At 64.0% G+C, this 21,280-nt stretch carries 15 protein-coding genes; 8 read left to right on the top strand and 7 right to left on the bottom strand.

Features of this window, described 5'->3' with window-relative positions:
• The 4 genes from NKH03_RS06210 (at position 1) to NKH03_RS06195 (ending at position 7,445) form a co-directional block, all read left to right on the top strand.
• Entirely contained in the window at positions 1 to 4,008 is a 4,008-nt protein-coding gene (locus NKH03_RS06210) for a peptidoglycan-binding protein (RefSeq protein WP_352967635.1), read from the top strand.
• A 192-nt stretch (positions 4,009 to 4,200) separates the two neighbouring features.
• Positions 4,201 to 5,124, top strand: a complete 924-nt coding sequence (locus tag NKH03_RS06205; protein ID WP_352870183.1) for a sulfite exporter TauE/SafE family protein — start codon at positions 4,201 to 4,203, stop codon at positions 5,122 to 5,124.
• Positions 5,124 to 5,915 carry a TIGR02186 family protein gene (locus NKH03_RS06200; RefSeq protein WP_352967634.1) on the top strand — a complete coding sequence of 264 codons (792 nt, stop codon included), beginning with the start codon at positions 5,124 to 5,126 and terminating at the stop codon, positions 5,913 to 5,915. Before NKH03_RS06205 ends, NKH03_RS06200 begins: the two co-directional genes overlap by 1 nt.
• A gap of 273 nt (positions 5,916 to 6,188) precedes the next feature.
• Complete coding sequence (locus NKH03_RS06195) at positions 6,189 to 7,445, top strand: Hsp70 family protein (RefSeq protein WP_352967632.1); 1,257 nt, start codon at positions 6,189 to 6,191, stop codon at positions 7,443 to 7,445.
• Positions 7,446 to 7,453: 8 nt separating this feature from the next.
• Here the strand turns inward: NKH03_RS06195 and NKH03_RS06190 are convergent, their stop codons facing one another.
• The gene (locus tag NKH03_RS06190; RefSeq protein WP_352967631.1) at positions 7,454 to 8,347 is read right to left on the bottom strand and encodes a LysR substrate-binding domain-containing protein; all 894 of its coding nucleotides are present in this window, start codon (positions 8,345 to 8,347) and stop codon (positions 7,454 to 7,456) included.
• Positions 8,348 to 8,625: 278 nt separating this feature from the next.
• Between NKH03_RS06190 and NKH03_RS06185 the strand changes: the two genes are divergently transcribed.
• From NKH03_RS06185 to NKH03_RS06175, 3 genes are read left to right on the top strand one after another with little or no spacing between them, the layout of a single operon-like run.
• Positions 8,626 to 11,556: a molybdopterin oxidoreductase family protein gene (locus tag NKH03_RS06185; RefSeq protein WP_352967630.1), complete on the top strand. Its 2,931-nt coding sequence runs from the start codon at positions 8,626 to 8,628 to the stop codon at positions 11,554 to 11,556.
• Positions 11,553 to 12,287: a 4Fe-4S dicluster domain-containing protein gene (locus tag NKH03_RS06180; RefSeq protein WP_352967628.1), complete on the top strand. Its 735-nt coding sequence runs from the start codon at positions 11,553 to 11,555 to the stop codon at positions 12,285 to 12,287. The genes NKH03_RS06185 and NKH03_RS06180 overlap by 4 nt, the downstream gene beginning before the upstream one ends.
• A 3-nt stretch (positions 12,288 to 12,290) precedes the next feature.
• Complete coding sequence (locus tag NKH03_RS06175) at positions 12,291 to 13,226, top strand: dimethyl sulfoxide reductase anchor subunit family protein (protein ID WP_352967627.1); 936 nt, start codon at positions 12,291 to 12,293, stop codon at positions 13,224 to 13,226.
• 7 nt (positions 13,227 to 13,233) lie between these two features.
• On the opposite strand, the gene pdeM is transcribed toward NKH03_RS06175, so the two are convergent.
• The 5 genes from pdeM to NKH03_RS06150 form a co-directional block, all read right to left on the bottom strand.
• On the bottom strand, positions 13,234 to 13,950 hold the full coding sequence (gene pdeM, locus NKH03_RS06170; RefSeq protein WP_352870176.1) for a ligase-associated DNA damage response endonuclease PdeM: 717 nt from the start codon (positions 13,948 to 13,950) through the stop codon (positions 13,234 to 13,236).
• Positions 13,947 to 16,496 (bottom strand): ligase-associated DNA damage response DEXH box helicase, encoded by a 2,550-nt coding sequence (locus NKH03_RS06165; RefSeq protein WP_352967625.1) that lies wholly within the window; start codon positions 16,494 to 16,496, stop codon positions 13,947 to 13,949. The genes pdeM and NKH03_RS06165 overlap by 4 nt, the downstream gene beginning before the upstream one ends.
• Positions 16,497 to 16,563: 67 nt before the next feature.
• On the bottom strand, positions 16,564 to 17,424 hold the full coding sequence (locus tag NKH03_RS06160; RefSeq protein ID WP_352967624.1) for a C40 family peptidase: 861 nt from the start codon (positions 17,422 to 17,424) through the stop codon (positions 16,564 to 16,566).
• A 16-nt stretch (positions 17,425 to 17,440) separates the two neighbouring features.
• A complete protein-coding gene (locus NKH03_RS06155) occupies positions 17,441 to 17,791 on the bottom strand; it encodes a MarR family winged helix-turn-helix transcriptional regulator (protein WP_352870173.1) in 351 nt (116 codons plus the stop codon).
• A gap of 58 nt (positions 17,792 to 17,849) precedes the next feature.
• Positions 17,850 to 19,214: a leucyl aminopeptidase family protein gene (locus NKH03_RS06150; protein WP_352967623.1), complete on the bottom strand. Its 1,365-nt coding sequence runs from the start codon at positions 19,212 to 19,214 to the stop codon at positions 17,850 to 17,852.
• A gap of 126 nt (positions 19,215 to 19,340) precedes the next feature.
• On the opposite strand from NKH03_RS06150, the gene NKH03_RS06145 reads away from it, so the two are divergent.
• Positions 19,341 to 20,162: a tetratricopeptide repeat protein gene (locus NKH03_RS06145; RefSeq protein WP_352967622.1), complete on the top strand. Its 822-nt coding sequence runs from the start codon at positions 19,341 to 19,343 to the stop codon at positions 20,160 to 20,162.
• 90 nt (positions 20,163 to 20,252) lie between these two features.
• On the opposite strand, the gene NKH03_RS06140 is transcribed toward NKH03_RS06145, so the two are convergent.
• Positions 20,253 to 21,272, bottom strand: coding sequence for a type II secretion system F family protein (locus tag NKH03_RS06140; RefSeq protein WP_352967621.1), 1,020 nt, complete (start codon positions 21,270 to 21,272; stop codon positions 20,253 to 20,255).
• Positions 21,273 to 21,280: the final 8 nt, after the last annotated feature.

The following is a 21,280-nucleotide window of genomic DNA, read 5'->3' as shown; positions in this document are numbered from 1 at the left end:
ATGAACAGCAAGCGGTCCTATCTCGACACACTCAACGCCGGCAGGCAGCGCAGGCCGCAGACCGCGCTTGACCAGTTGAACCGGTCGCTGGAAACGCTGGAGCAGCGGCTGGAGCGGACGCGCGAGGACCCGATGGCACGTCCCGATCCCCGTCAATATGGCGCCGATGCACATTATCCCGCCGCCCGACCCGCCAGCCAGCAGCGCTGGTATGAGGATCCGCAGCCCGCGCCGCGCCCGAAGACCCCGATGCAGGGAGCCGCCGCTTTCGGGCAGAATTACCAGGCCATTGCCCGCGACATCGATCGCGTGCGCGGTCAGGAAGACGGCGTTGCCATGGTCGGCAAGATCGCCGGTGAACTGCGCGGCATGCGCGAGGAATTGCGCCACCAGATGACCGCCGGGCTGCAGCGTGAATTCGAAGCACTGCGCAAGGACATCGAGCGGGCTTTCCAGTCGGGCGCCAGGCCAGGTGCCTCGGCCAAGGGCAGCGCCGAACTCGGCCTTGAATTCGAACGGCTTTCCGGCGCCATCCAGACGTTGGCCGAAAAGAGCGACGACAGAAGCGTCAACATGCTGCGACTCGAGCTCGAACAGGTCAAAGCCGCGATCGACACGCTGGCACGTGAAGAGAGCGTGCAGAAGGTCGACCGCCGCTGGGACGATTTCGATCGCCGCTGGACGGCTTTCGAGGACCGCGTCGACGCCGATCAGCGCAAGCGCTCGGACGATCCAGGCCTGTCCATGCTGACCGACCGGCTGGAGCAGATCAGCAATGCCGTCAACAACCTGCCGGAATCGCTGTCGCTACGCTCGCTGGAGGAAAAGGTGCGCACGCTTGCCGGCGCCGTCGATCACTTCGCCAGCCAGCAGGACAATCGCGGCAGCGACACGCTTGGCATGATCGACGAGCGGCTGGACGAGATTTCCCGCGCCATCGTTGCATCGACGGTCGCGGCGCAAGCCAATTCATTCGACCACGAGGCCTTCGAGCGCATCGAGAAGCGGATCGACTCGCTTGCCCGGCAGATCGAGGAAGTGGCGCAGGATCGGCCCGACAACGCGGTCATGGACCGGCTGAGCACCCTATCGAGCCGGGTCGACGAGCTCGCTGGCCGTGCCAATCTACCCGAGCAGGCAATGGAGCGCCTGGCCAAGCAGATCGCACTCATCGCCGACAAGATCGACCAGGCGCCCGCCATGCCTGACGCCGACTACATCTTCCACGGGCTGGAGCAACGCTTCGACGTGCTGTCGGGCATGATGGAACGCCGACAGGGCGACGCCATCGAACAGGGCAACATGCTGTTTCGCGATCTCGAACGCCGGCTTGATGAGGTTGCCGACAGGCTTGACCAGCGGATGCCGCAAGTCGATAGCGCCGGCATCATGGATGCCATCGATGCCCGCTTCACCGCGCTGGCCAAGCGCATGGAAACGCGTGTTCCCGATCCCATCGGCGAAGCGGCGATCCGCGGCCTGGAAAGCCGGCTCGAAGACATTTCAAGCCGGCTGGATGCGTCGGCCGCGCAGGTGGCCGGCATCGATCCGGCGCTGATCCGCAGCCTGGAGGCGCAGGTCGCCGGCCTGTCCGCCCATCTTTCCAGGCCCAGCACGCCGCTGCCGGAATTCGAGGACATCAGCCCGCGCCTCAACGAAATCGAGAAGTCGCTGGCCGGAACCCGTGATTCCATCCTCGGCGCGGCGCGCGAAGCGGCCGAGAACGCGGTGCGATCGCTGGCCGGTTCGAGTGCCAACACGACGGCCGTTTCCGGCCTTGCCCAGGATTTGAAGACGCTTGAAACGCTGACGCGCCGCTCCGACGAGCGCAATTCGCGAACGTTCGAGGCCATCCACGACACGTTGCTCAAGATCGTCGACCGGCTGGGTTCGCTGGAGCCCAGCGAGCCAATCGAGGCGATGAGCGAATTGCTGGATGCGGCACCGGCCGAACCGAGCAACTGGCGCGGCGCCCGGCGACCCAAGATGGCCGTCGAGCCGCCGTCGATGGATATCGATCAGCCCTTGCCATTGACTGGGGACATGGCCGATCTCGATGGCCGCGCCGCCGCGATCCCCCGCAACGAGCCGGGCGCTCGCAGCGGCCTGGGCCTGGGCACTCGCACGCCCGCCGAGGCCGCCGCTGCTGCGGCCATGGCGGCGCTCGGCTCCGACCCGATTGCCGAGAAAAGCGAACAGGCGGGCGGCCGCAAATCAATGTTCGGCAGCCTGGCCCGCGCATTCAAGGGCAAGAAGGAGGCGGACATTCCGCCATTGGCCGGCTCGGCGCCGAGTGCCCCTGTACCGAGCGTCGATCTCGACGAGCCGCTCGATCCGAAAATGGCCAACCGGCCGCTGGAGCCCGGCTCCGGCGCACCTGACCTCAACGCCATCATGAAGCGTGTGCGCGACGAGCGCGGCCAGCCGGCCAAGCCCAGCGACACCGATGCCGCGAAATCGGATTTCATCGCCGCGGCCCGGCGCGCGGCGCAGGCAGCCGCCGCCGAGGCCGACGCGGTGAAGCGCCAGTCGACAATAACCGGACCGGTGAAGGCGCTGCGGATCGGCGAGCTGCTCAAGGCACGGCGCAAGCCGATCCTGATGGGGACAACCGCGATATTGCTGGCGCTGGGCGCCTTGCAACTGAGCAAGGCCTTCTTCGCCGATCCCGCCCAGGTGGCGAGCAACGACGTCGCGCCGATCGTCGCCTCGCAGCCGGTGAAAACCGCCTCATTCGACGCCGCTGGCCAGCCACGGACAGACGTTCAGCCCGCGGCAGTGGAAAGCGCGCCGGATCGTACCGTGAGACAGGCCGAGCCGTCCGAACCGGCAACCAACGACGACATGGCGGCGCAAGGCACGATGGCGACGCCGCCAGGCGCCGAGCCGTCGATGGATGCCGCGCCGGCAGCCGAGCCGGCTCCTGCCCCCGTCGCTTCGGCTACGCCCGCCGATGCCAACGCGGCGACGGCCGACACGACAGCTTCGACCGCGCCGGCCACGACTGCCCCGGGCCCGACTGTTTCAACCGCCACGGATACAAGCGATGCCGACACAAGCACCCAGCCGATGACGGCCCAGCCGGCCGCCGCCAAGGACACCACGGGCGCGGTTCCGCCAACGGATGCTTCGCCGGCGGCGACCACGGCCAAGATCGACATTCCCGCTGACGCCGGCCCGGTCGCCTTGCGCGATGCCGCCGCCAGTGGCGATGCCAAGGCGCTGTTCGAGATCGGCTCGCGCTATGCTGAGTCGCGCGGCGTCAAGGAAGACATGGCGGCAGCTGCCAAATGGTACGAGAAGTCGGCGGAACTCGGCTTCGCGCCGGCCGAATATCGCATTGGCAACTTCTACGAAAAGGGCATCGGTGTCGCGCGCGACATCAAGAAGGCGAAGACCTGGTACCAGCTTTCCGCCGAGCAGGGCAACGCCAGCGGCATGCACAATCTGGCCGTGCTGTTCGCCATGGCCGCGGACGGCGTGACCGACAATGAATCGGCGGCGCACTGGTTCCAGGCGGCGGCCGACGTCGGCGTCAAGGACAGCCAGTTCAATCTCGGCATCCTCGCCGCCAAGGGCGTCGGCATGAAGCAGAATCTTGAAGAGTCCTACAAATGGTTCGCGCTCGTCGCCAAGACCGGCGACAAGGATGCGGCGGCCAAGCGTGACGAGATCGCCAATGCGCTGCGGCCCGAGCAGCTCGAACGCGCCCGCGCCGCAGTCGAACTGTGGAAGCCCAAGCCGCTGGACGCGGCGGCCAATTCGGCCGACGTTCCCGAATCCTGGCAGGACGGCGCACCGCAGACGACGGCCAGTATCGACATGAAGAAGGCCGTCCAGAACATCCAGCGCATTCTCAACAAGAATGGCTACGATGCCGGCGGCACCGACGGCAAGATGGGCCAGAAGACGAAGACCGCGATCATGGCTTTCCAGACCGACAACAAGATGCCGGCGACCGGCGAGGTCGATGAAAAACTGGTCAAGGCGCTGCTGGCGCGCAAATAACGGCAGAGGCGTCGCTTCCACGACGCCCTTGCCACACATTTGCCTGTTAACTGATTGAGATGTTTTTTGTTTCGGCGGCGTAGCGTGGTTTGACTTCGCGGCACCTCCGGCGCAAGAACGAATTGGCTTGTCGGGCCAAGATGCCCGCAACGGTTGCATTCACCGACAGGCAGAACTGATCGAGACTGACGGGTGGGCATCTATCTCCCGATCGCGGAAATTTCCGTCAACGTCTTCGTCCTGCTGGCCATGGGTGCGGCGGTGGGTTTCCTGTCGGGCATGTTCGGCGTCGGCGGCGGCTTCCTCATCACGCCGCTGCTGATCTTCTACAACATACCCCCCGCGATCGCGGTCGCCACCGGCGCCAACCAGGTCATCGCCTCCTCCGTCTCCGGCGTCCTTTCGCACATGAAGCGAGGGACGCTCGACTTCAAGCTCGGTGGGGTGCTGCTGGCCGGCGGCATCATCGGTTCCACCGGCGGCATCTACGTCTTCGCCTTCCTGCGCCGCCTCGGCCAGCTCGATCTGTTCATCTCGCTGCTTTACGTCGTGCTGCTCGGCACCGTCGGCGGGCTGATGCTGGTCGAAAGCGTCAATGCGCTACGCGCCACGCGCAGCGGCGCGGCACCGGTGCTGAAGAAATCCGGACAGCACAACTGGATCCATCGCTTGCCGTTGAAGATGCGCTTCAGGGCATCAAAACTGTTCGTCAGCGTCATCCCGGTGCTTGGCCTTGGCGCCGGCATTGGCTTCCTATCGTCGATCATGGGCGTCGGCGGCGGCTTCATCATGGTGCCGGCGCTGATCTACCTCCTGAAAGTGCCGACCAATGTCGTCATCGGCACCTCGCTGTTCCAGATCATCTTCACCTCCGCCTACACGACGCTCGTCCATGCCACTACCAACCAGACGGTCGACGTCGTGCTGGCCTTCCTGCTGATGGCGGGCGGCGTCGCCGGCGCGCAATATGGCGCCAAGGCCGGCCAGAGGCTGCGCGGCGAGCAGCTCAGGGCCTTGCTGGCGCTGCTGGTGCTGGCGGTGGCGATACGATTGGCCATCGATCTTTTCGTCACCCCGCCCAATCTCTATTCGCTGTCCGCCACGGGCCTCAACTGATGAGGGCTCCGAACGCGTTCGCAACCGCCATTTACCTGTCTTTCCTTGCGGCCACCGTGCCGGCGAAGGCACAGATCCCGCTGACGGAAGGCATTCAGATCGGGCTCTCCACCGACAATGTCTCGATCACCGCCGGCTTTTCCGGCGCCGACCTGACCATCTTCGGTTCGCTGGAAAATCCCGATCCATTCGTCGCGCGCCAGGGCCGTTACGATGTCATCGTCGTGCTCGAAGGTCCGCCCAAACCGGTGGTGGTGCGCCGCAAGGACCGGGTGCTCGGCGTCTGGGTCAATCTGGACTCCGAGACCTTCGAGAACGTCCCGATGTCCTATTCGGTGGCGACGACGCGACCGCTGCAGGACATCACCGAACCCAACAGCTACAAGCAGCTGTCGCTCGGCGCCTCCAACCTCTACATGCAGCCCGCCGATGCCGGCGACAGCCCGGCGACGATCGAGGAATTCACCGCTGCATTGCGGGAGCGCAAGTCGGCGACCGGCCTCTACAGCGAGAATGTCGGCGGCGTGCAATTCCTGTCGCAGAACCTGTTTCGCGCCACCGTCAGGCTGGCGCCGAATGTTCCGGTCGGCACCCACAAGGCGCGCGCCTTCCTGTTCAAGAGCGGCCTGTTCATCAAGGAAAGCTCGGCGCAGCTCGAAATCCGCAAATCCGGTTTCGAACAGTCGATCTTCCGTGTCGCGCACAATTATTCCTTCCTCTATGGCGTCTTCGCCATATCGCTGGCCATGCTGACAGGCTGGCTCGGAAGGCTGATCTTCCGGCGAGACTAATGCAATGTCGCCCAAAAGTGGCCCCCGGTTTTGGGAAAACGACATGCATCGAATCAAAACCTAAAGCGCGTCGCCTGAATCCGTTCAAACACGACGCGCTTTAGAACTTTTCCCGAAAAGTGGTTTCCCTTTGCGGGAGCATGCGGTAGACCGCGCTCCCCAGCCAACTGGCAGACACAAACAATTCGGTTCGGCAGAGCAGCCTGTCCCCGGGCAGCGCGCGATTTCTCATGGCGCCTATCGGCTCGCCGACGACAAATACAGGAACTTGTCATGCGACCAGCCTTCGGCGGCATCGACTTCGGCACTTCCAATTCCACCGTCGGTGTGGTCCGGAACGGGCAGCCGCGCCTCGTCGTGCTTGAAGACGGTCAGGTCACGCTGCCCAGTGCCGTGTTCTTCAACTTCGAGGACAACCGCACCTGTTTCGGCCGCCAGGCCATCGCCAACTACACCGACAGCATCGAGGGCCGGCTGATGCGTTCGCTGAAGAGCGTGCTCGGCAGTTCGCTTGCCCATGAAAAGACACGCATCAAATCGCGGTCGATTGGCTTCATGGAGATCGTCGGCATGTTCCTCGGCCATCTCAAGAAGAAGCTGGAGGTAGATGCCGGCGACATGGTCGAGACCGTGGTGCTTGGCCGGCCGGTGCAGTTCGTCGACGACGATACCGAGGCCGACACGAAGGCGCAAAGCGAACTCGAAAACGCCGCGCACGCCCAGGGCTTCAAGCACATCGCTTTCCAGTTCGAGCCGATCGCGGCGGCGCTCGACTACGAACAGAAGGTGACGCGCGAGGAACTGGCGCTGATCATCGACATGGGCGGCGGCACGTCGGACTTCTCGATCGTGCGCGTTTCACCGCAGCGTTCCCGTTCGCTCGACCGCAAGGACGACATCCTGGCCAGCCGGGGCATTCATATCGGTGGCACGGATTTCGACCGGCTGCTGAGCATCGCCCATGTGATGCCGCAACTCGGCTACCTGACGCCAACCAAGGACGGCAAGCGCAATCTGCCGGCAAGCTACTTCATCGACCTCGCGACATGGCAGCGCATCAACCTGGTCTACACCGCCAAGGCGATGACGCATCTGCGCCAGATCCGCTACGAGGCCGAGCGCGCCGACCTTGTCGACCGCTTCATCCACATCGTCGAACACCGCTACGGACACGCGCTGGCCGCACTTGTCGAAAAGGCCAAGATCGAGCTGACCGACAGCTCGTCCGCAGAGGTCGCGGTAAAGTTGCCGGGCGCGGAGTTCGCCGCCGAAATCACGCGCAGCGGGCTGGACGCCACGATTGCCCGGGACATCGAGCGGGTCACAGCAACGGTGGCGCAGACCATCCAGGACGCCCAGGTCAGGCCGTTCGACATCACCGCGGTGTTCCTGACCGGCGGATCGACCGCGATCCCGCTGGCAAGGCGAGAGATCCTGTCGCTGGTGCCGCAGGCATCCGTCATCGAAGGCGACATGTTCGGCTCGGTCGGACTTGGCCTGGCACTGGATGCTCAGCGAAAATTCGGCTGACGCGCGTCTCACCCATGGTCTGCTGACGTACCCAGATGCGCTTTGAGCGCCATCTGGGCCAGGCTTGCCTGGCGATCGCGATGCGTGATCACGGCGAAGTCGCGGTTCGGCACGTCTAGCGGCACGGACCTGAGAAAGCCTTCGGCCACGGAGCGCGCCACGACAAGCTCTGAAATGATGGTGGCGCCGGCTCCCGCCTCGACCGCCTGGCGGATAGCCTCATTGCTCGGCAGCACCAGGAATATCTGGAGGTCGGCGAGCGAAATTCCTTCGCGGCGCGCCAGATCCTCCAGCACTTCGCGCGTGCCCGAACCGCCCTCGCGGATGATCCAGCGCAGGCCCTTGATGTCAGGATGGCCGGGCGTAACTTCGGCGATCTCCGGATGCGAGCTGGCAACGACCAGCATCAGCCTGTCGATGTCGACCTTGGCACGGCGCAGGATGTCGGACTCGGTGCGCCCCTCGACCAGACCGAGATCGGCCGCGCCATCGAGGACATTGGCCTCGACCTGCCTGGTGTTGCCGATGCTGACGCTCAGTCTGACGGCGGGATAGGCTTCGTGGAAGGAAGCCAGCCGGCGCGGCAGCCAGTAGCTGGCGATGGTCTGGCTGGCGGCGATCGAGAGGCTGCCGGTGACCGTCTGCGAGACATGTTCCAGCACATTGCGGGCGGCGGCGGCCCGTTCGAGCACGGCCTTGGCCTCCGGCAGGAACCGGTGACCGGTCTGGGCAAGCTCGATGTTGCGGCCGACCCGGTTGAACAGATGGACGCCGTGCTGTTCTTCAAGCGCCCGGATGGCCGCCGATGCGGCCGACTGCGAAATGCCCAGCAGTTCCGCCGCCTTGGTCACATGGCCGCGCTCGGCGACGGCGACGAAAATCCGCAATTGGTCCAGGGTCATGGGCGCATTAAGAACCAATATCGATCGAATTTACAAGAACAACTGATTAGACAGATCGATATCTTTATTCTAAGTTTTACGGCGAAGTTAGAAAAAACTCGCCGAGAGATCGCAGAGAGCAGAATGATCGGGCGGTTCAGATCCCTGCTTGCGCATTGGACCCGCAGCATAAGGCGGCGGCTGGCCGGCGATCGATATCATCCGGAAGAGCACTACATGCGCGGCCCCGGACCGAAGACACGGGCCAAATCCGTTGGCCGCACGGGCACCCCCGGATCATGATGCAGGGACCGCCGCGCGGCGCGAATTCGGCACCATCGCAACGCCCGCTTGCCGACACCCGCGCACCGGATGAAGGCGATGGCGTCGACACCTCGCCTGCCGTTTCCGACAGCATCGCCAAGACGACTTGCTACATGTGCGCCTGCCGTTGCGGCATCGATGTGCACATCAAGGATGGCAAGGTCCGCTACATCAACGGCAACAAGGACCATCCGGTCAATCGCGGCGTGATCTGCGGCAAGGGCAGCTCCGGCATCATGCAGCACTACAGCCCGGCAAGGCTGAAGAAGCCATTGCTGCGCACCGGCCCGCGCGGCTCTGGCGAATTCCGCGAGATCGAGTGGGAAGAGGCGTTCTCGATCGCGACGGAACGGCTCTCCAACATCCGTCGGACCGACCCCAAGAAACTAGCCTTTTTCACCGGCCGCGACCAGTCGCAATCGCTCACCGGCTGGTGGGCGAGCCAGTTCGGCACGCCGAATTTCGCCGCCCATGGCGGCTTCTGTTCGGTCAACATGGCGGCGGGCGGCCTCTACACGATCGGCGGCTCGTTCTGGGAATTCGGCGAACCGGACTGGGACAACACCCGATATTTCATGCTGTTCGGCGTCGCCGAGGACCATGATTCCAACCCGATCAAGATCGGTCTCGGCAAACTCAAGGCGCGGGGCGCCAAGGTGGTGTCGATCAATCCATGCCGCACCGGCTATAATGCGATTGCCGACGACTGGATCGGTATCCGGCCCGGCACCGACGGCCTGTTCGTATTCGCCCTCATCCACGAATTGCTCAGGGCGGGCCGCGTCGATCTCGATTATTTGCTGCGCTACACCAATGCCCATGTCCTCGTCATCCAGGAGCCGGGGGCGGCCGATGACGGTCTGTTCGTCCGCGATGCCGACGGTAACCCGTTGAGCTGGGACAGGGTGGTAAAGACGCCGGTCAGCGCCACCGATGCCATTGCGAAACCCGCGCTGACCGGCAGCTTCACGATCGGCGGACGCCGCTGCGTTCCGGTGTTCCAGTTGCTGGCCGACCGCTACCTTGATGAGAGCTATGCACCGGACGCGGTCGCCGAGCGCTGCGGCATTGCCGCCGATACGATCCGCAGGATCGCCGCCGAACTCGCCCATGTCGCCTTCGAACAGACGATCGAATTGCCTATCGCCTGGACCGACTGGGCCGGGCGCAGGCACGAGACGATCAAGGGGCGGCCTGTCTCGATGCACGCCATGCGCGGCATCTCCGCCCACTCGAACGGTTTTCATACATGCCGCGCCATCCATTTGCTTCAGGTGCTGCTGGGCACCGTGGATGTGCCGGGCGGCTTCCGCTTCAAGCCGCCCTATCCCCGATCCGCGCCGCCCGAACCGAAACCGGCCGGCAAGACCATCAAGCCGATGACGCCGCTCGACGGCATGCCACTCGGTTTCGTCTGCGGGCCGGACGACCTGCTGGTCGATGCGGCCGGAACACCGACCCGTATCGACAAGGCCTATTCGTGGGATGCGCCGCTGGCCGCGCATGGCCTGATGCACACCGTCATCCGCAACGCCTGGGCCGGCGATCCCTACAGGATCGACACGCTGATGATGTCCATGTCGAACATGGCGTGGAATTCCTCGATGAATACCGTCGAAACCATGGCAATGCTGACCGACTATGATGACGAGGGCAACTACAAGATCCCGTTCATCATCTATTCCGATGCCTATTATTCCGAGACCGTGCCGTTCGCCGACCTCGTGCTGCCGGACACGACCTATCTTGAGCGGCATGACTGCATCAGCCTGCTCGACCGGCCGATCAGCCATGCCGACGGGCCGGGGGACGCCATTCGTCATCCTGTTGTCGAGCCGGACCGTGATGTCCGGCCGTTCCAGTCGGTGCTGATCGAACTCGGCGCGCGGCTCGGCCTGCCCGGCTTCGTCAACGACGATGGCTCGGCCAAGTATGGCGACTACGCCGACTACATCGTCAACCATGAGCGCACGCCCGGCATCGGCCCGCTCGCCGGCTGGCGTGGCAAGGATGGAACCTCGACCGGCAGGGGCGAGGCCAATCCGGACCAGTTGCAACGCTACATCGACAATGGCGGCTTCTGGCATCATGATTTCGCGGATGACCAGCGTTACTACAAGATGTCCAACCGCTCCTATCTCGATTTCGCGGTGCAGATGGGCTTCATCCCCAAGGCAGAGCCGATCGTCTTCCAGCTCTATTGCGAGCCGATGCAACGCTTCCGGCTGGCCGCGCGCGGTCATGGCCGCGTCTTGCCACCGGAGGGCGATCGCCAACGCATCGAGACCTACATGGACCCGCTGCCGTTCTGGTACATGCCCTTCGAGGAAGCGGTCGTCGGCCTCGAAAATTATCCGCTGCATGCACTGACGCAGCGGCCAATGCACATGTACCATTCCTGGGGATCGCAGAATGCGTGGCTGCGGCAGATCACCAGCCAGAACCGGCTGTTCGTGCATCAACGGACGGCAGCAGATCTAGGCCTTGTCGATGACGACTGGGTGTGGATCGAGAGCATCAATGGCAGGGTTAAGGGACAGATCAAGCTGATCGACGGAGTGAACGAAAGCACGGTCTGGACCTGGAACGCCATCGGCAAGCGGCGCGGCAGCTGGGGGCTGAAGGACGACGCGGCTGAATCCAATCGCGGCTTCCTGCTCAACCATATCATCGGCGACCAGACCTCGGCCGACGCCAACGGCAAGCGCTATTCGAATTCCGATCCGGTCACCGGCCAGGCGGCATGGTTCGATCTGCGCGTGCGCATCGTCAAATGCGCGGCGGAAGAGGCCGGCTTCACCGAGCCGCAATTCGAGCGTTTCCAGCAGCCACCGCATTTCGAACCCTCGCCCGACAGGCTGACTTTCGGCGCTGAGTTCCGCAGGGCGAGAGAGGCGGCCGAATGACCTGCCTGCCAAGTCAAAGCGGCAAGAAACTCGGTCTGGTTATAGACCTCGACACCTGCGTTGGCTGCCAAGCCTGCGTCACCGCCTGCAAGGAGTGGAACACCGGCGGCCACATGGCGCCGCTGACCGACATCGACCCTTATGGCGGCCATGTCGACGGCGTCTGGTTCAACCGCGTGCACAGCTACGAACACACCACCGAGATGGGCGGGCGCACCGTCAACTTTCCCCGCTCCTGCCTGCATTGCGAGACGCCGGCCTGCGTCACCGTCTGCCCGACCGGCGCCTCCTACAAGCGGGCTTCGGACGGCATCGTGCTGATCGACGAGGACAAGTGCATCGGCTGCAAATTGTGCAGCTGGGCCTGTCCTTACGGCGCACGCGAATTCGACACCGATGTCGGCGTCATGAAGAAGTGCACGCTGTGCGTCGACCGGATCTACAATGACAATCTGGCCGAAGAAGACCGCGTGCCGGCCTGCGTCGCCGCTTGCCCGACCAGCGCCCGGCATTTCGGCGACCTGGGCGATCCCCTGTCGGCTGTCTCGCAACTGGTGGCGGAGCGCGGCGGTGTCGACCTGATGCCGGAGCTCGGCTATCACCCGACCAACAAATACCTGCCGCCACGCGCCCATACCAAGCGCGCCGCATCGGTGGCCGCGCCGGCCCTCGAACCTGTGCAGGCCGAAGGCGGCTTCCTCGGCTGGGTCGACCGCATGCTTTCGAACTAGCCCATGCATCCAGCCTTCTCCGTCGTCTTCTTCACCACCGTCACCGGCGCCGGCTATGGACTGCTGGCGCTGCTTGGCGTGCTCGGAGGATTCCAGATGATTCCGCCTGATTTCTGGCTCGGCCTCGTCGGCATGGGCCTAGCACTCGGCTTGATCGCGGCCGGATTGTTGTCTTCGGCGGGTCATCTCGGCAGGCCCGAGCGCGCCTGGCGGGCGTTCTCGCAATGGCGCAGTTCATGGCTGTCGCGTGAAGGCGTCGCCTCGGTCATCACCTTCATCCCGGCGGGACTGTTCGGCATCGGTTGGGTATTTTTTGGCCGCACCAGTGGCTGGGTGGCCATTGCTGGACTACTGGCCGCGTGCGGCGCGGTTGTCACCGTCTGCACCACAGGCATGATCTATGCCTCGCTGAAACCGATCGCCCAGTGGCACAGCCGCTACACGCTGCCGGCTTACCTGATCTTTTCGGCGATGACCGGCAGCGTGCTGCTGAACGCGCTGCTACAGGGATTTGCTCTCGGCTCGAAAACGATCGTGGTGGCTTCCGTGCTTCTGACCTTGCTCGGCTGGGGCTGGAAGCTGGCGACCTGGCGCTACAACGACCGGCTGGAAATCCCGACCACCGCCAACACCGCAACCGGGCTGGCCGGCGGCACGGTGCGCTCGCTGGAATGGCCGCATACAGAGGAAAACTACCTGCTCAAGGAAATGGGCTTTCGCATCGCGCGCAAGCACGGCGCGCGGCTGCGTCAGATCACGCAGGCTTTGGCCTTCGCCTTGCCCCTCCTGCTGTTCGCCGCTACTTTCGCCCTGCCCTGGCCCTTCGCAGCGGCGCTATCGGTGCTCGCCGCGATCGTGCAGTTCGCCGGCATGCTGGTCGAACGCTGGCTGTTCTTCGCCGAGGCGAAGCACACCGTCACGCTCTATTACGGAAGGTAGGGCTGTTTCAGCCGGGCCTGAGCATCGAGTGCGAGATGGCGAAGATACGGCCCGTGCCAAGCATATAGGCCATCAGCGTGTCCAGGCGGAACAGTCCGGCATAGGCGCGATCGAGCACGTTGAGCGAGCCGGTATAGGCGCCGAAGGCCGGCATGATCATGCGGCCACCGTCACCGGCAAAGCAGCGCCGACGCACCGAGCGGCCCTGCTGCACGATGCGGGCGCAGGGATGCAGGTGGCCCGCTATTTCGCCCTCGACGCGCACCTTCGACGGCTCGTGTCGGAAAAGCAGCGAGCCAATGGCGAGTTCCCGCACTGTTTCGCCGGGCAGGTCGGCGGGCGCTTCCGGATCGTGATTGCCGGCAACCCAGAACCAGTCGCGGCCTGCCATCAGCGCCTCCAGCCGTTCACGGAAGCTCGCATGCATGCGTTCGGCGCCACCGGCATCGTGGAAGCTATCGCCCAGGCTGATGACGATGGATGGCTGATAGTCTGATATCACCGCCTGCAGTCTGAGCAGGGTTGCGCCGGTGTCATAGGGCGGGATCAGCGTGCCGCGCCTTGCCAGCGACGAACCCTTTTCCAGATGCAGATCGGACACGGCCAGAAGCCGCAGATCCGGAAAATAGAGCACGCCACGCGGGTCGCATACCGCGCGCTCGCCGGCGATGCCGACAAGGTCGGCCTCGGCTATCAGCGATACGCGCGCCAGCGAAAAATTCATTCCTCACGCATTCCCGGCCCCATCGCCTCCTCGACCAGTGTAGCCGCATCCATCAGCAGCATTTCATCGGCCTCACCGTTCACCGGCATCTTGCCGATCTCGAGCATAATCGGCACGGCGAGCGGCGATATCTGTTCGAGCGCCTTATGCACGATTCGACCCTTGATGCGCGAGAGCATGTCGCCAAGTCTGCTGACATCGAGCAGACCGGTCGCCGCATCGGCACGCGTCGCCTGCAGCAGGATGTGGTCGGGCTCGTGGCTGCGCAGCACATCGTAGATCAAGTCGGTCGAGACGGTGACCTGGCGGCCGCTTTTCTCCTGGCCTGGATGACGTTTTTCGATCAGTCCCGAGATCAGCGCGCAGTTGCGGAATGTGCGCTTGAGGAGCCAGCTGTCGGCCAGCCAGGCTTCGAGGTCGTCGCCCAGCATGTCCTGGTCGAAAAGCGCACTAAGCGAAGGTTTCCTGGCTTTGAACATCGCGCCCATATCGCCCAATGACCATATCGCCAATGCATAGTCGGTGGCGACGAAGCCAAGCGGCCTGGCTCCCGCCCTATCCAAGCGGCGGGTGAGCAGCATGCCAAGCGTCTGGTGCGCCAGCCGGCCTTCGAACGGATAGGCCACCAGATAGTGGCGGTTGCCGCGCGGAAAGGTCTCGATCAACAGGTCGTCGCGTTTCGGCAGTACCGATTTGTCGGCCTGGAATCGCAGCCAATCAGCCACTTGCTCGGGCAGTTTCTTCCATCGCTGCGGGTCGTCCAGCATGATGCGGACTTGTTCAGCGAGATAGGTCGAAAGCGGAAACTTGCCGCCGCCATAATAAGGCACCTTGGCATCGCTGCCAGGCGCGTTCGACACGAAGCACTCATTCTCGCGAATGCCTTCGAAGCGCAACACCTTGCCGGCAAACATGAACGTATCGCCATGCGTCAATGTTTCGAGGAAGGCTTCCTCGATCTTGCCGAGAACCCGGCCGCCGCGCGAAGCCGCGCCTCTGCTGCCAGCCTGCACATAACGCACATTGAGCGCCGGCACTTCGATGATGGTGCCGACATTCAACCTGTATTGCTGGGCAACGCGGGGATTGGACACCCGCCACAACCCGTCGTTGTTCAGCCGGATGCGGGCGTATCGCTCATAGTTCTTGAGCGCATAGCCGCCAGTGGCGACGAAATCGACAACGCGGTCGAATGTCGACCGATCGAGACTTGCATAGGGCGCAGCCGTGCGCACCTCCTCGAACAGATCATCGGCACGAAACGGCGCGCCGCATGCGCAGCCCAGCACATGCTGGGCCAGCACATCGAGCCCACCATCGATCAATGGCGGCGTGTCCTGCGCGCCGAGATAATTCGCGTCGAGAGCCGCCCGGCATTCCAGCACCTCGAAACGGTTGGCCGGGATGAGGATCGCCTTGGATGGCTCGTCCATGCGGTGATTGGCACGGCCGATGCGCTGCGCCAGCCGACTCGCACCCTTCGGTGCACCGACATGGACGACCAGGTCGACATCGCCCCAGTCGATGCCGAGATCGAGTGTCGACGTCGCGACGATGGCACGCAGTGCGTTGTCTCCCATCGCCTTCTCGACGCGCCGGCGCTGGGCGACGTCGAGCGAGCCGTGATGCAGCGCGATCGGCAAGGTGTCCTCGTTGACCCGCCACAATTCCTGGAACAGCAGCTCTGCCTGGCTGCGGGTGTTGACGAACAGCAAGGTCGTCCTGTGGCGCTTGATCTCGCGGTAGATCTCCGGCGTGGCGTAGCGTGCCGAATGTCCTGCCCACGGCACGCGCTCTTCCGAATCGAGGATGGAGATCTCGGGCTTCGCGCCGCCGGTGACGACGATCAATTCGGCCATCCCCGGGCTCGTCGAATCTTTGAGCGGATTCTGGCTGACCAGCCAGCGCCGCAACTTGTCCGGCTCGGCCACCGTCGCGGACAACCCGATCGTTTGCAGGCCAGGGACAAAGCCGCGCAACCGCGCCAGCCCGAGCGCCAGCAGATGCCCGCGTTTCGACGTGACCAGTGAATGCAACTCGTCGAGCACGACGTAGCGCAGGTCCTCGAAAAAGCGTCTCGCATCGCCTGCTGCAATCAGCAACGCCAGTTGCTCGGGCGTGGTCAGCAGAATATCGGGCGGGACCAGCTTCTGGCGCTGGCGCTTGTGGGCGGGCGTGTCGCCGGTGCGCGTCTCGATGGTGACAGGCAGACCAATTTCTTCCACCGGCTTGCCGAGATTGCGCTCGATGTCGACGGCCAGTGCCTTCAGCGGCGAGATGTAGAGCGTGTGGATGCCGCGCTGCGCCTGGCCCGGTTTCCTCTTGGGCCGGTTGGCCAATTCGGTCAGCGAGGGCATAAACCCGGCCAGCGTCTTGCCGGCGCCGGTCGGCGCGATCAGCAGCACCGATTGCCCCGCTTGAGCCTTCGCCAACAACTCGATCTGATGGGCGCGCGGCGACCAGCCTTTCTCGCCAAACCATCGGATGAATGGTTCGGGCAGGGCCACGGTGGCATTCTGTTCGGCAAGGCGCGGCTGCTCTGTCACGTGCCAGAGGTAGCGCGACGGCAGTCAATCGCCAAGAAGAATCGGAACAAAAGGGGATCGTTCTTTCCTATGGCCGCCGAAACCCCGTCGGGCCGCCATAGAGGTAGCCGATGCGGGCGACGGCATCCTTCAGCCCTTCGCGCGACACCAGCATGGTGTGGCCGTTGGCGTGGATCATGGTGTCGGCGTCGGTCATGACGGCGACATGGCCCTTCCAGAACGCCAGATCGCCGCGCCGAAGTCCCGAGAAATCAGGTCCCGGTTCGAGCGGCTCGCCGAGCGTCGCCGCCTGCATGTCGGTATCGCGCAGCACGTTCCCGCCGGCCATGCGCATCGCCAGCTGCACCAGGCCCGAACAATCGATGCCGAAGCCGGAAGCGCCGCCCCAGAGATAGGGTGTGCCGAGAAACATCTCAGCCACCGAAACATAATCGGTGGCCACTTCACCGAGAGGCCGCAGATGACCCGCGATGATCGCTTCGCCGGAGGGTAGGACGGCATAGTGGGTGCCGCGTGTCTCGGCGGCATCCGTCACTGTCACCGTCGATCCCATCGACAATTGTCCTGAGATCGGAAACCGCAGATCGGGTCCAGGATAAAGAAAAGTGCGTGGTGCCGAGACGATATGCGTGGGCGCATGGTCCCGCCCGCCCAGCATGGTATCGGCGACATAGCCGACATAGCCGTCGCGTTCGGCCTGGATCCAGGCCCAGCCCTCAGTGACCTCGAAGACGAGGACATCATCGCCGAACAGGGCTTGCGTGTTGACGCCGGCATCCGGCCGCGGCGCCTTGCGGATATCGGCCACGGACGCGGTGATCCGCGCTGGTCGGCCAGCGACGAAGCGGTCGGCGGCGACCTCGCCCTTCAGCCGTGCATCGGCAAGGTCGGAACGGAAAGCGTGAAGGCGGGCATCCCTGGCAGTCAAATCGGCAACTCTGAAATTAGATGGGTAACTCGTGGGCCTTGGCGATGATACCATCGCCGAAGCGCTCGACAAAGAGCGCGCCCTCGACCGTGCGCCTGATCAGAACATTGCGCTTGTCGAGCTCATCGCGATGCCGCGACACCAGTTTCAATGCACCCATCGTGTCGAGCGCGCGGGTGATCACCGGCTTGGTGACGTTGAGGCGGGCGGCTAGCCCGCGCACGGTATGTGGCGGCGGGTCAAGATAGATTGTGAACAGGATCGCGGTCTGGCGCATGGTCAGATCAGGCGCATTGTCGCGCACCTGCGACAGCATCACTTGCTGCCACAGTCGCAAGGCCTGGCTTGGGCGCATCGCAATCGACATCGCGCCAGCATGACGGCAAATTGTTTCGGTTCCGTTTCAGTCGCTAACCTTCTTGTTGCTAGCCAAAGCGTTTCGAAATGATCCGCTCCAGCGCGCGGATGCCTTGCGCCTCGCCGCCGGCGGGGCCATGCGGGCGGTCGGCGGGGTTCCAGGCGAAGATGTCGAAATGCGCCCAGCCCGCGGTCTTTTCGACAAAGCGCTTCAGGAACAGTGCCGCTGTGATCGAGCCGGCAAAGCCGTCCGTGGTGACATTGTTGATGTCGGCGATCTTCGACGACAGTTTGGCATCGTAAGGCCGCCACAACGGCATGCGCCACAGCGGATCCTCGGCCGCGACGGAAGCCTCAGCGAGATCGGATGCCAACACTTCGTCGCCGGTATAGAACGGCGGAAGATCGGGACCTAGCGCGACGCGGGCAGCCCCGGTCAGCGTCGCCATGTCGACCAGAAGCCCCGGCTCCTCCTCGTCGGCCAGCGCCAGCGCATCGGCCAGCACCAGCCTTCCCTCGGCATCCGTGTTGCCAATCTCGACAGTGATGCCCTTGCGGCTCGTCAGTACGTCGCCAGGCCGGAAGGCGTTGCCGGCAATCGAATTCTCGACCGCGGGAATGAGCACGCGCAGCCGCACATTCAGCCCGGCAGCCATGATCATCGAGGCCAGGCCGAGCACGTTGGCGGCACCGCCCATGTCCTTCTTCATCAACAGCATGCCGGACGACGGCTTGATATCGAGACCGCCAGTGTCGAAACAGACACCCTTGCCGACCAGCGTCACCTTCGGCGCGCCTTGCTGCCCCCAATGCATGTCGATCAGGCGCGGCGCGGCGGTCGACGCGCGGCCGACGGCATGGATCATCGGGAAGTTCTGCTCGAGGAGATCGTCACCCGTGACCACCGAGACTTTGGCCTTGTGGCTGCCGGCCAGGGTCCGCACCGCCTTCTCCAAGTCTTCCGGGTCCATATCGCTGGTTGGCGTGTTGACCAGATCGCGGGCCAGGAAAACGCCATCGGCGATGCGGCGAACCCGCCCGGCATCGACTCCGGCAGGCAGGCCGAAGCGCAGCGCCTTGCCGGGTTTCTTGCCATAACGGGTGAAGACATAGCCGCCGAGCACCAGCGCGGTTGCCGCGAGTTCCGGCTCGACCGGCATCGAGGCGAAATGCCAGTCGCCTGCCGGCAAGGCTTTCGACAATGCGCCGAGGGCGAGCGCGCCTTCGCCATCGCCGATACCGAACAAGGCGCCGCCGAGCGCTCCGTTTTCGCCAGGCACGACCAGCGTCCTGCCTGCCTCGCCGGAAAAGCCGTTGGCTCTGGCCCAGGCGATAGCGGCTGGCGCAAGACCGGCCGCGTCCAGGCCGTCCCTGGCGACCAGATGAACCGGCAGTGCGCCCGGCAATTTCTTCTCGACGAGTTCGACAGGCATTCGATGGTCTCCGTGCGGCGGGCGCCTGAGTCGGCGTTCTTAACTGTCCGTTAGGGTTAACAGAATATTTCTGCGGGAGGGAAGACGGCCACGCAATGGCCGCGCATGAATGGAGGCCCGGTGCCGATGCCGACCAACCGCACGATCAACGCCAGGGGAAAACGGCTCATCACCACGGCCCTTATGCTGGCGCTCGCGGCGGGCGTCGCCGGTTGCGGAACCGACAAGCTCTCCACCGGCTCTATCGGACGCACCGGCGGCAAACCTCTGGAAACCATGTCGGCCGGAGAGTTGCACAATGCCACCGGCGCACTTGGCCAATCCTACGCCAGGAACCCCAACGACAAGCGGATAGCGACAAATTATGCGGCGGCACTGCAGATGGATGGCGACGCCGACCAGTCGCTCGCCGTGATGCGCAAGCTGGCGATCGCTCTGCCGAAGGATCGTGACGTGCTTGCCGCCTACGGCAAGGCGCTGGCCGCCAATGGCCAGTTCGAGGCGGCACTCGACGCCGTACGCCGCGCTCAAACGCCGGAATATCCCGACTGGAGGCTGGTGTCGGCCGAAGCGGCCATTCTCGACCAGACCGGCCAGAAGGCCGATGCGCGCCAGCTTTACCGCAAGGCGCTCGAACTCAAGCCGAACGAGCCTTCGGTGCTCTCCAACCTTGGCATGTCCTATGTGCTGGAAGGGGATCTGCGCACCGCCGAAACCTATATGCGCTCGGCCGCGCAGCAGTCGAATGCGGACAGCCGGGTCCGCCAGAACCTGGCGCTGGTCGTCGGCCTGCAGGGCCGTTTCGACGAGGCCGAGAAGATCGCCTCACAGGAACTCTCGCCTGAACAGGCGCAGGCAAACGTCGCCTATCTCAGGCAGATGCTGGCGCAGCAGAATGCCTGGAGCCAGCTCAAGGATCAGGACAAGTCAAAGCCCGCGACCAACTGAGACGACAATCTGCAAGGGCCTTGAAATGAAGAGCCGCGCTGCATCCAGCGCGGCTTCTTCACATGTCGTACTACGGGATTTGCCGCACTGCTACTGAGCTGCCGCCGGCGCCGGATGATCTCCGAAGATACCGCGCTGACTGACCTGAATGCCGGCGGGGCCCAGAATGATGGCGAAAAGCACAGGCAGGAAAAACAGGATCATCGGCACGGTGAGCTTTGGCGGCAAGGCGGCGGCCTTCTTCTCGGCCGCGTTCATGCGCATGTCGCGACTTTCGGCGGCAAGCACGCGCAGTGCATGCGCCACCGGCGTGCCGTAACGCTCGGCCTGGACGAGTGCCTGCGACACCGCCTTGACCGAATCCAGGCCGGTGCGACTTGCCAGGTTCTCGTAGGCCTGCTTGCGCTCCGGCAGATAGGAAAGCTCGGCATTGGTGAGGATGAATTCTTCCGCCAGCGCCACCGATTGCGCGCCGATCTCGTCGGCGACCTTGCGCAGCGCGGCTTCCACCGACATGCCCGATTCGACGCAGATCAGCATCAGATCGAGCCCATCCGGCCACGCCATCTGGATCGACTGCTTGCGCTTGGTGGCGCGGTTGTTGATATAGACGACCGGTGCGTAGAAGCCGCCATACGCAACGAAGATGCAGACGAACAGCCGGATGACCAATGGCTTGTCGGGCAATCCTCCGAGCACGAAGATGTAGATTGTGGCCAGCGCGAAGCCGACGAAGGGAAGCACGAGACGGAAGAAAAGGAACCGCGTCAGCGGATTCTGGCCACGAAATCCGGCCACTTTGAGTTTCTGCAACGTGCCCTCGTCGGCGAGCGCGCGCCTCAGATCCAACCGGTCGACAATGTTGCGCATGCCAACAGACTGTTCCTCGCGCAGGCCCTTGCGACGGCGATCCGCCTCGACGGCAAGCCGGGCGCGCTGTTTGGCACGCAGTTCGTCGCGTTCCAGGGCAACGCTTTTCATGCGTGACTTGAGCTGGTTTCCGCCAAACGCCGGCAGCAAGGTGAAGACGGTCGCAAACACCGCTATTCCGACCAGCAGCGCGATCAGAAAGCTCGGATCCGTCAGGGTTTTGATGACTTGCTCGGTCATGCCAGCAT

The organism is Mesorhizobium sp. M1406 (assembly GCF_040317555.1).
Lineage (GTDB): Bacteria > Pseudomonadota > Alphaproteobacteria > Rhizobiales > Rhizobiaceae > Mesorhizobium.
This window is presented reverse-complemented; position numbering and strand designations above follow the sequence as displayed.

What these genes read in the sequence shown, in the direction of transcription:
- NKH03_RS06200 (WP_352967634.1), top strand. Translation starts at nt 5,124, where the DNA reads ATGAGGGCTCCGAACGCGTTCGCAACCGCCATTTACCTGTCTTTCCTT.
- NKH03_RS06140 (WP_352967621.1), bottom strand. Translation starts at nt 21,272, where the DNA reads ATGACCGAGCAAGTCATCAAAACCCTGACGGATCCGAGCTTTCTGATC.
- NKH03_RS06185 (WP_352967630.1), top strand. Translation starts at nt 8,626, where the DNA reads ATGATGCAGGGACCGCCGCGCGGCGCGAATTCGGCACCATCGCAACGC.
- NKH03_RS06150 (WP_352967623.1), bottom strand. Translation starts at nt 19,214, where the DNA reads ATGCCTGTCGAACTCGTCGAGAAGAAATTGCCGGGCGCACTGCCGGTT.
- NKH03_RS06180 (WP_352967628.1), top strand. Translation starts at nt 11,553, where the DNA reads ATGACCTGCCTGCCAAGTCAAAGCGGCAAGAAACTCGGTCTGGTTATA.
- NKH03_RS06210 (WP_352967635.1), top strand. Translation starts at nt 1, where the DNA reads ATGAACAGCAAGCGGTCCTATCTCGACACACTCAACGCCGGCAGGCAG.
- NKH03_RS06145 (WP_352967622.1), top strand. Translation starts at nt 19,341, where the DNA reads ATGCCGACCAACCGCACGATCAACGCCAGGGGAAAACGGCTCATCACC.
- NKH03_RS06195 (WP_352967632.1), top strand. Translation starts at nt 6,189, where the DNA reads ATGCGACCAGCCTTCGGCGGCATCGACTTCGGCACTTCCAATTCCACC.
- pdeM (WP_352870176.1), bottom strand. Translation starts at nt 13,950, where the DNA reads ATGAATTTTTCGCTGGCGCGCGTATCGCTGATAGCCGAGGCCGACCTT.
- NKH03_RS06155 (WP_352870173.1), bottom strand. Translation starts at nt 17,791, where the DNA reads ATGTCGATTGCGATGCGCCCAAGCCAGGCCTTGCGACTGTGGCAGCAA.
- NKH03_RS06175 (WP_352967627.1), top strand. Translation starts at nt 12,291, where the DNA reads ATGCATCCAGCCTTCTCCGTCGTCTTCTTCACCACCGTCACCGGCGCC.
- NKH03_RS06190 (WP_352967631.1), bottom strand. Translation starts at nt 8,347, where the DNA reads ATGACCCTGGACCAATTGCGGATTTTCGTCGCCGTCGCCGAGCGCGGC.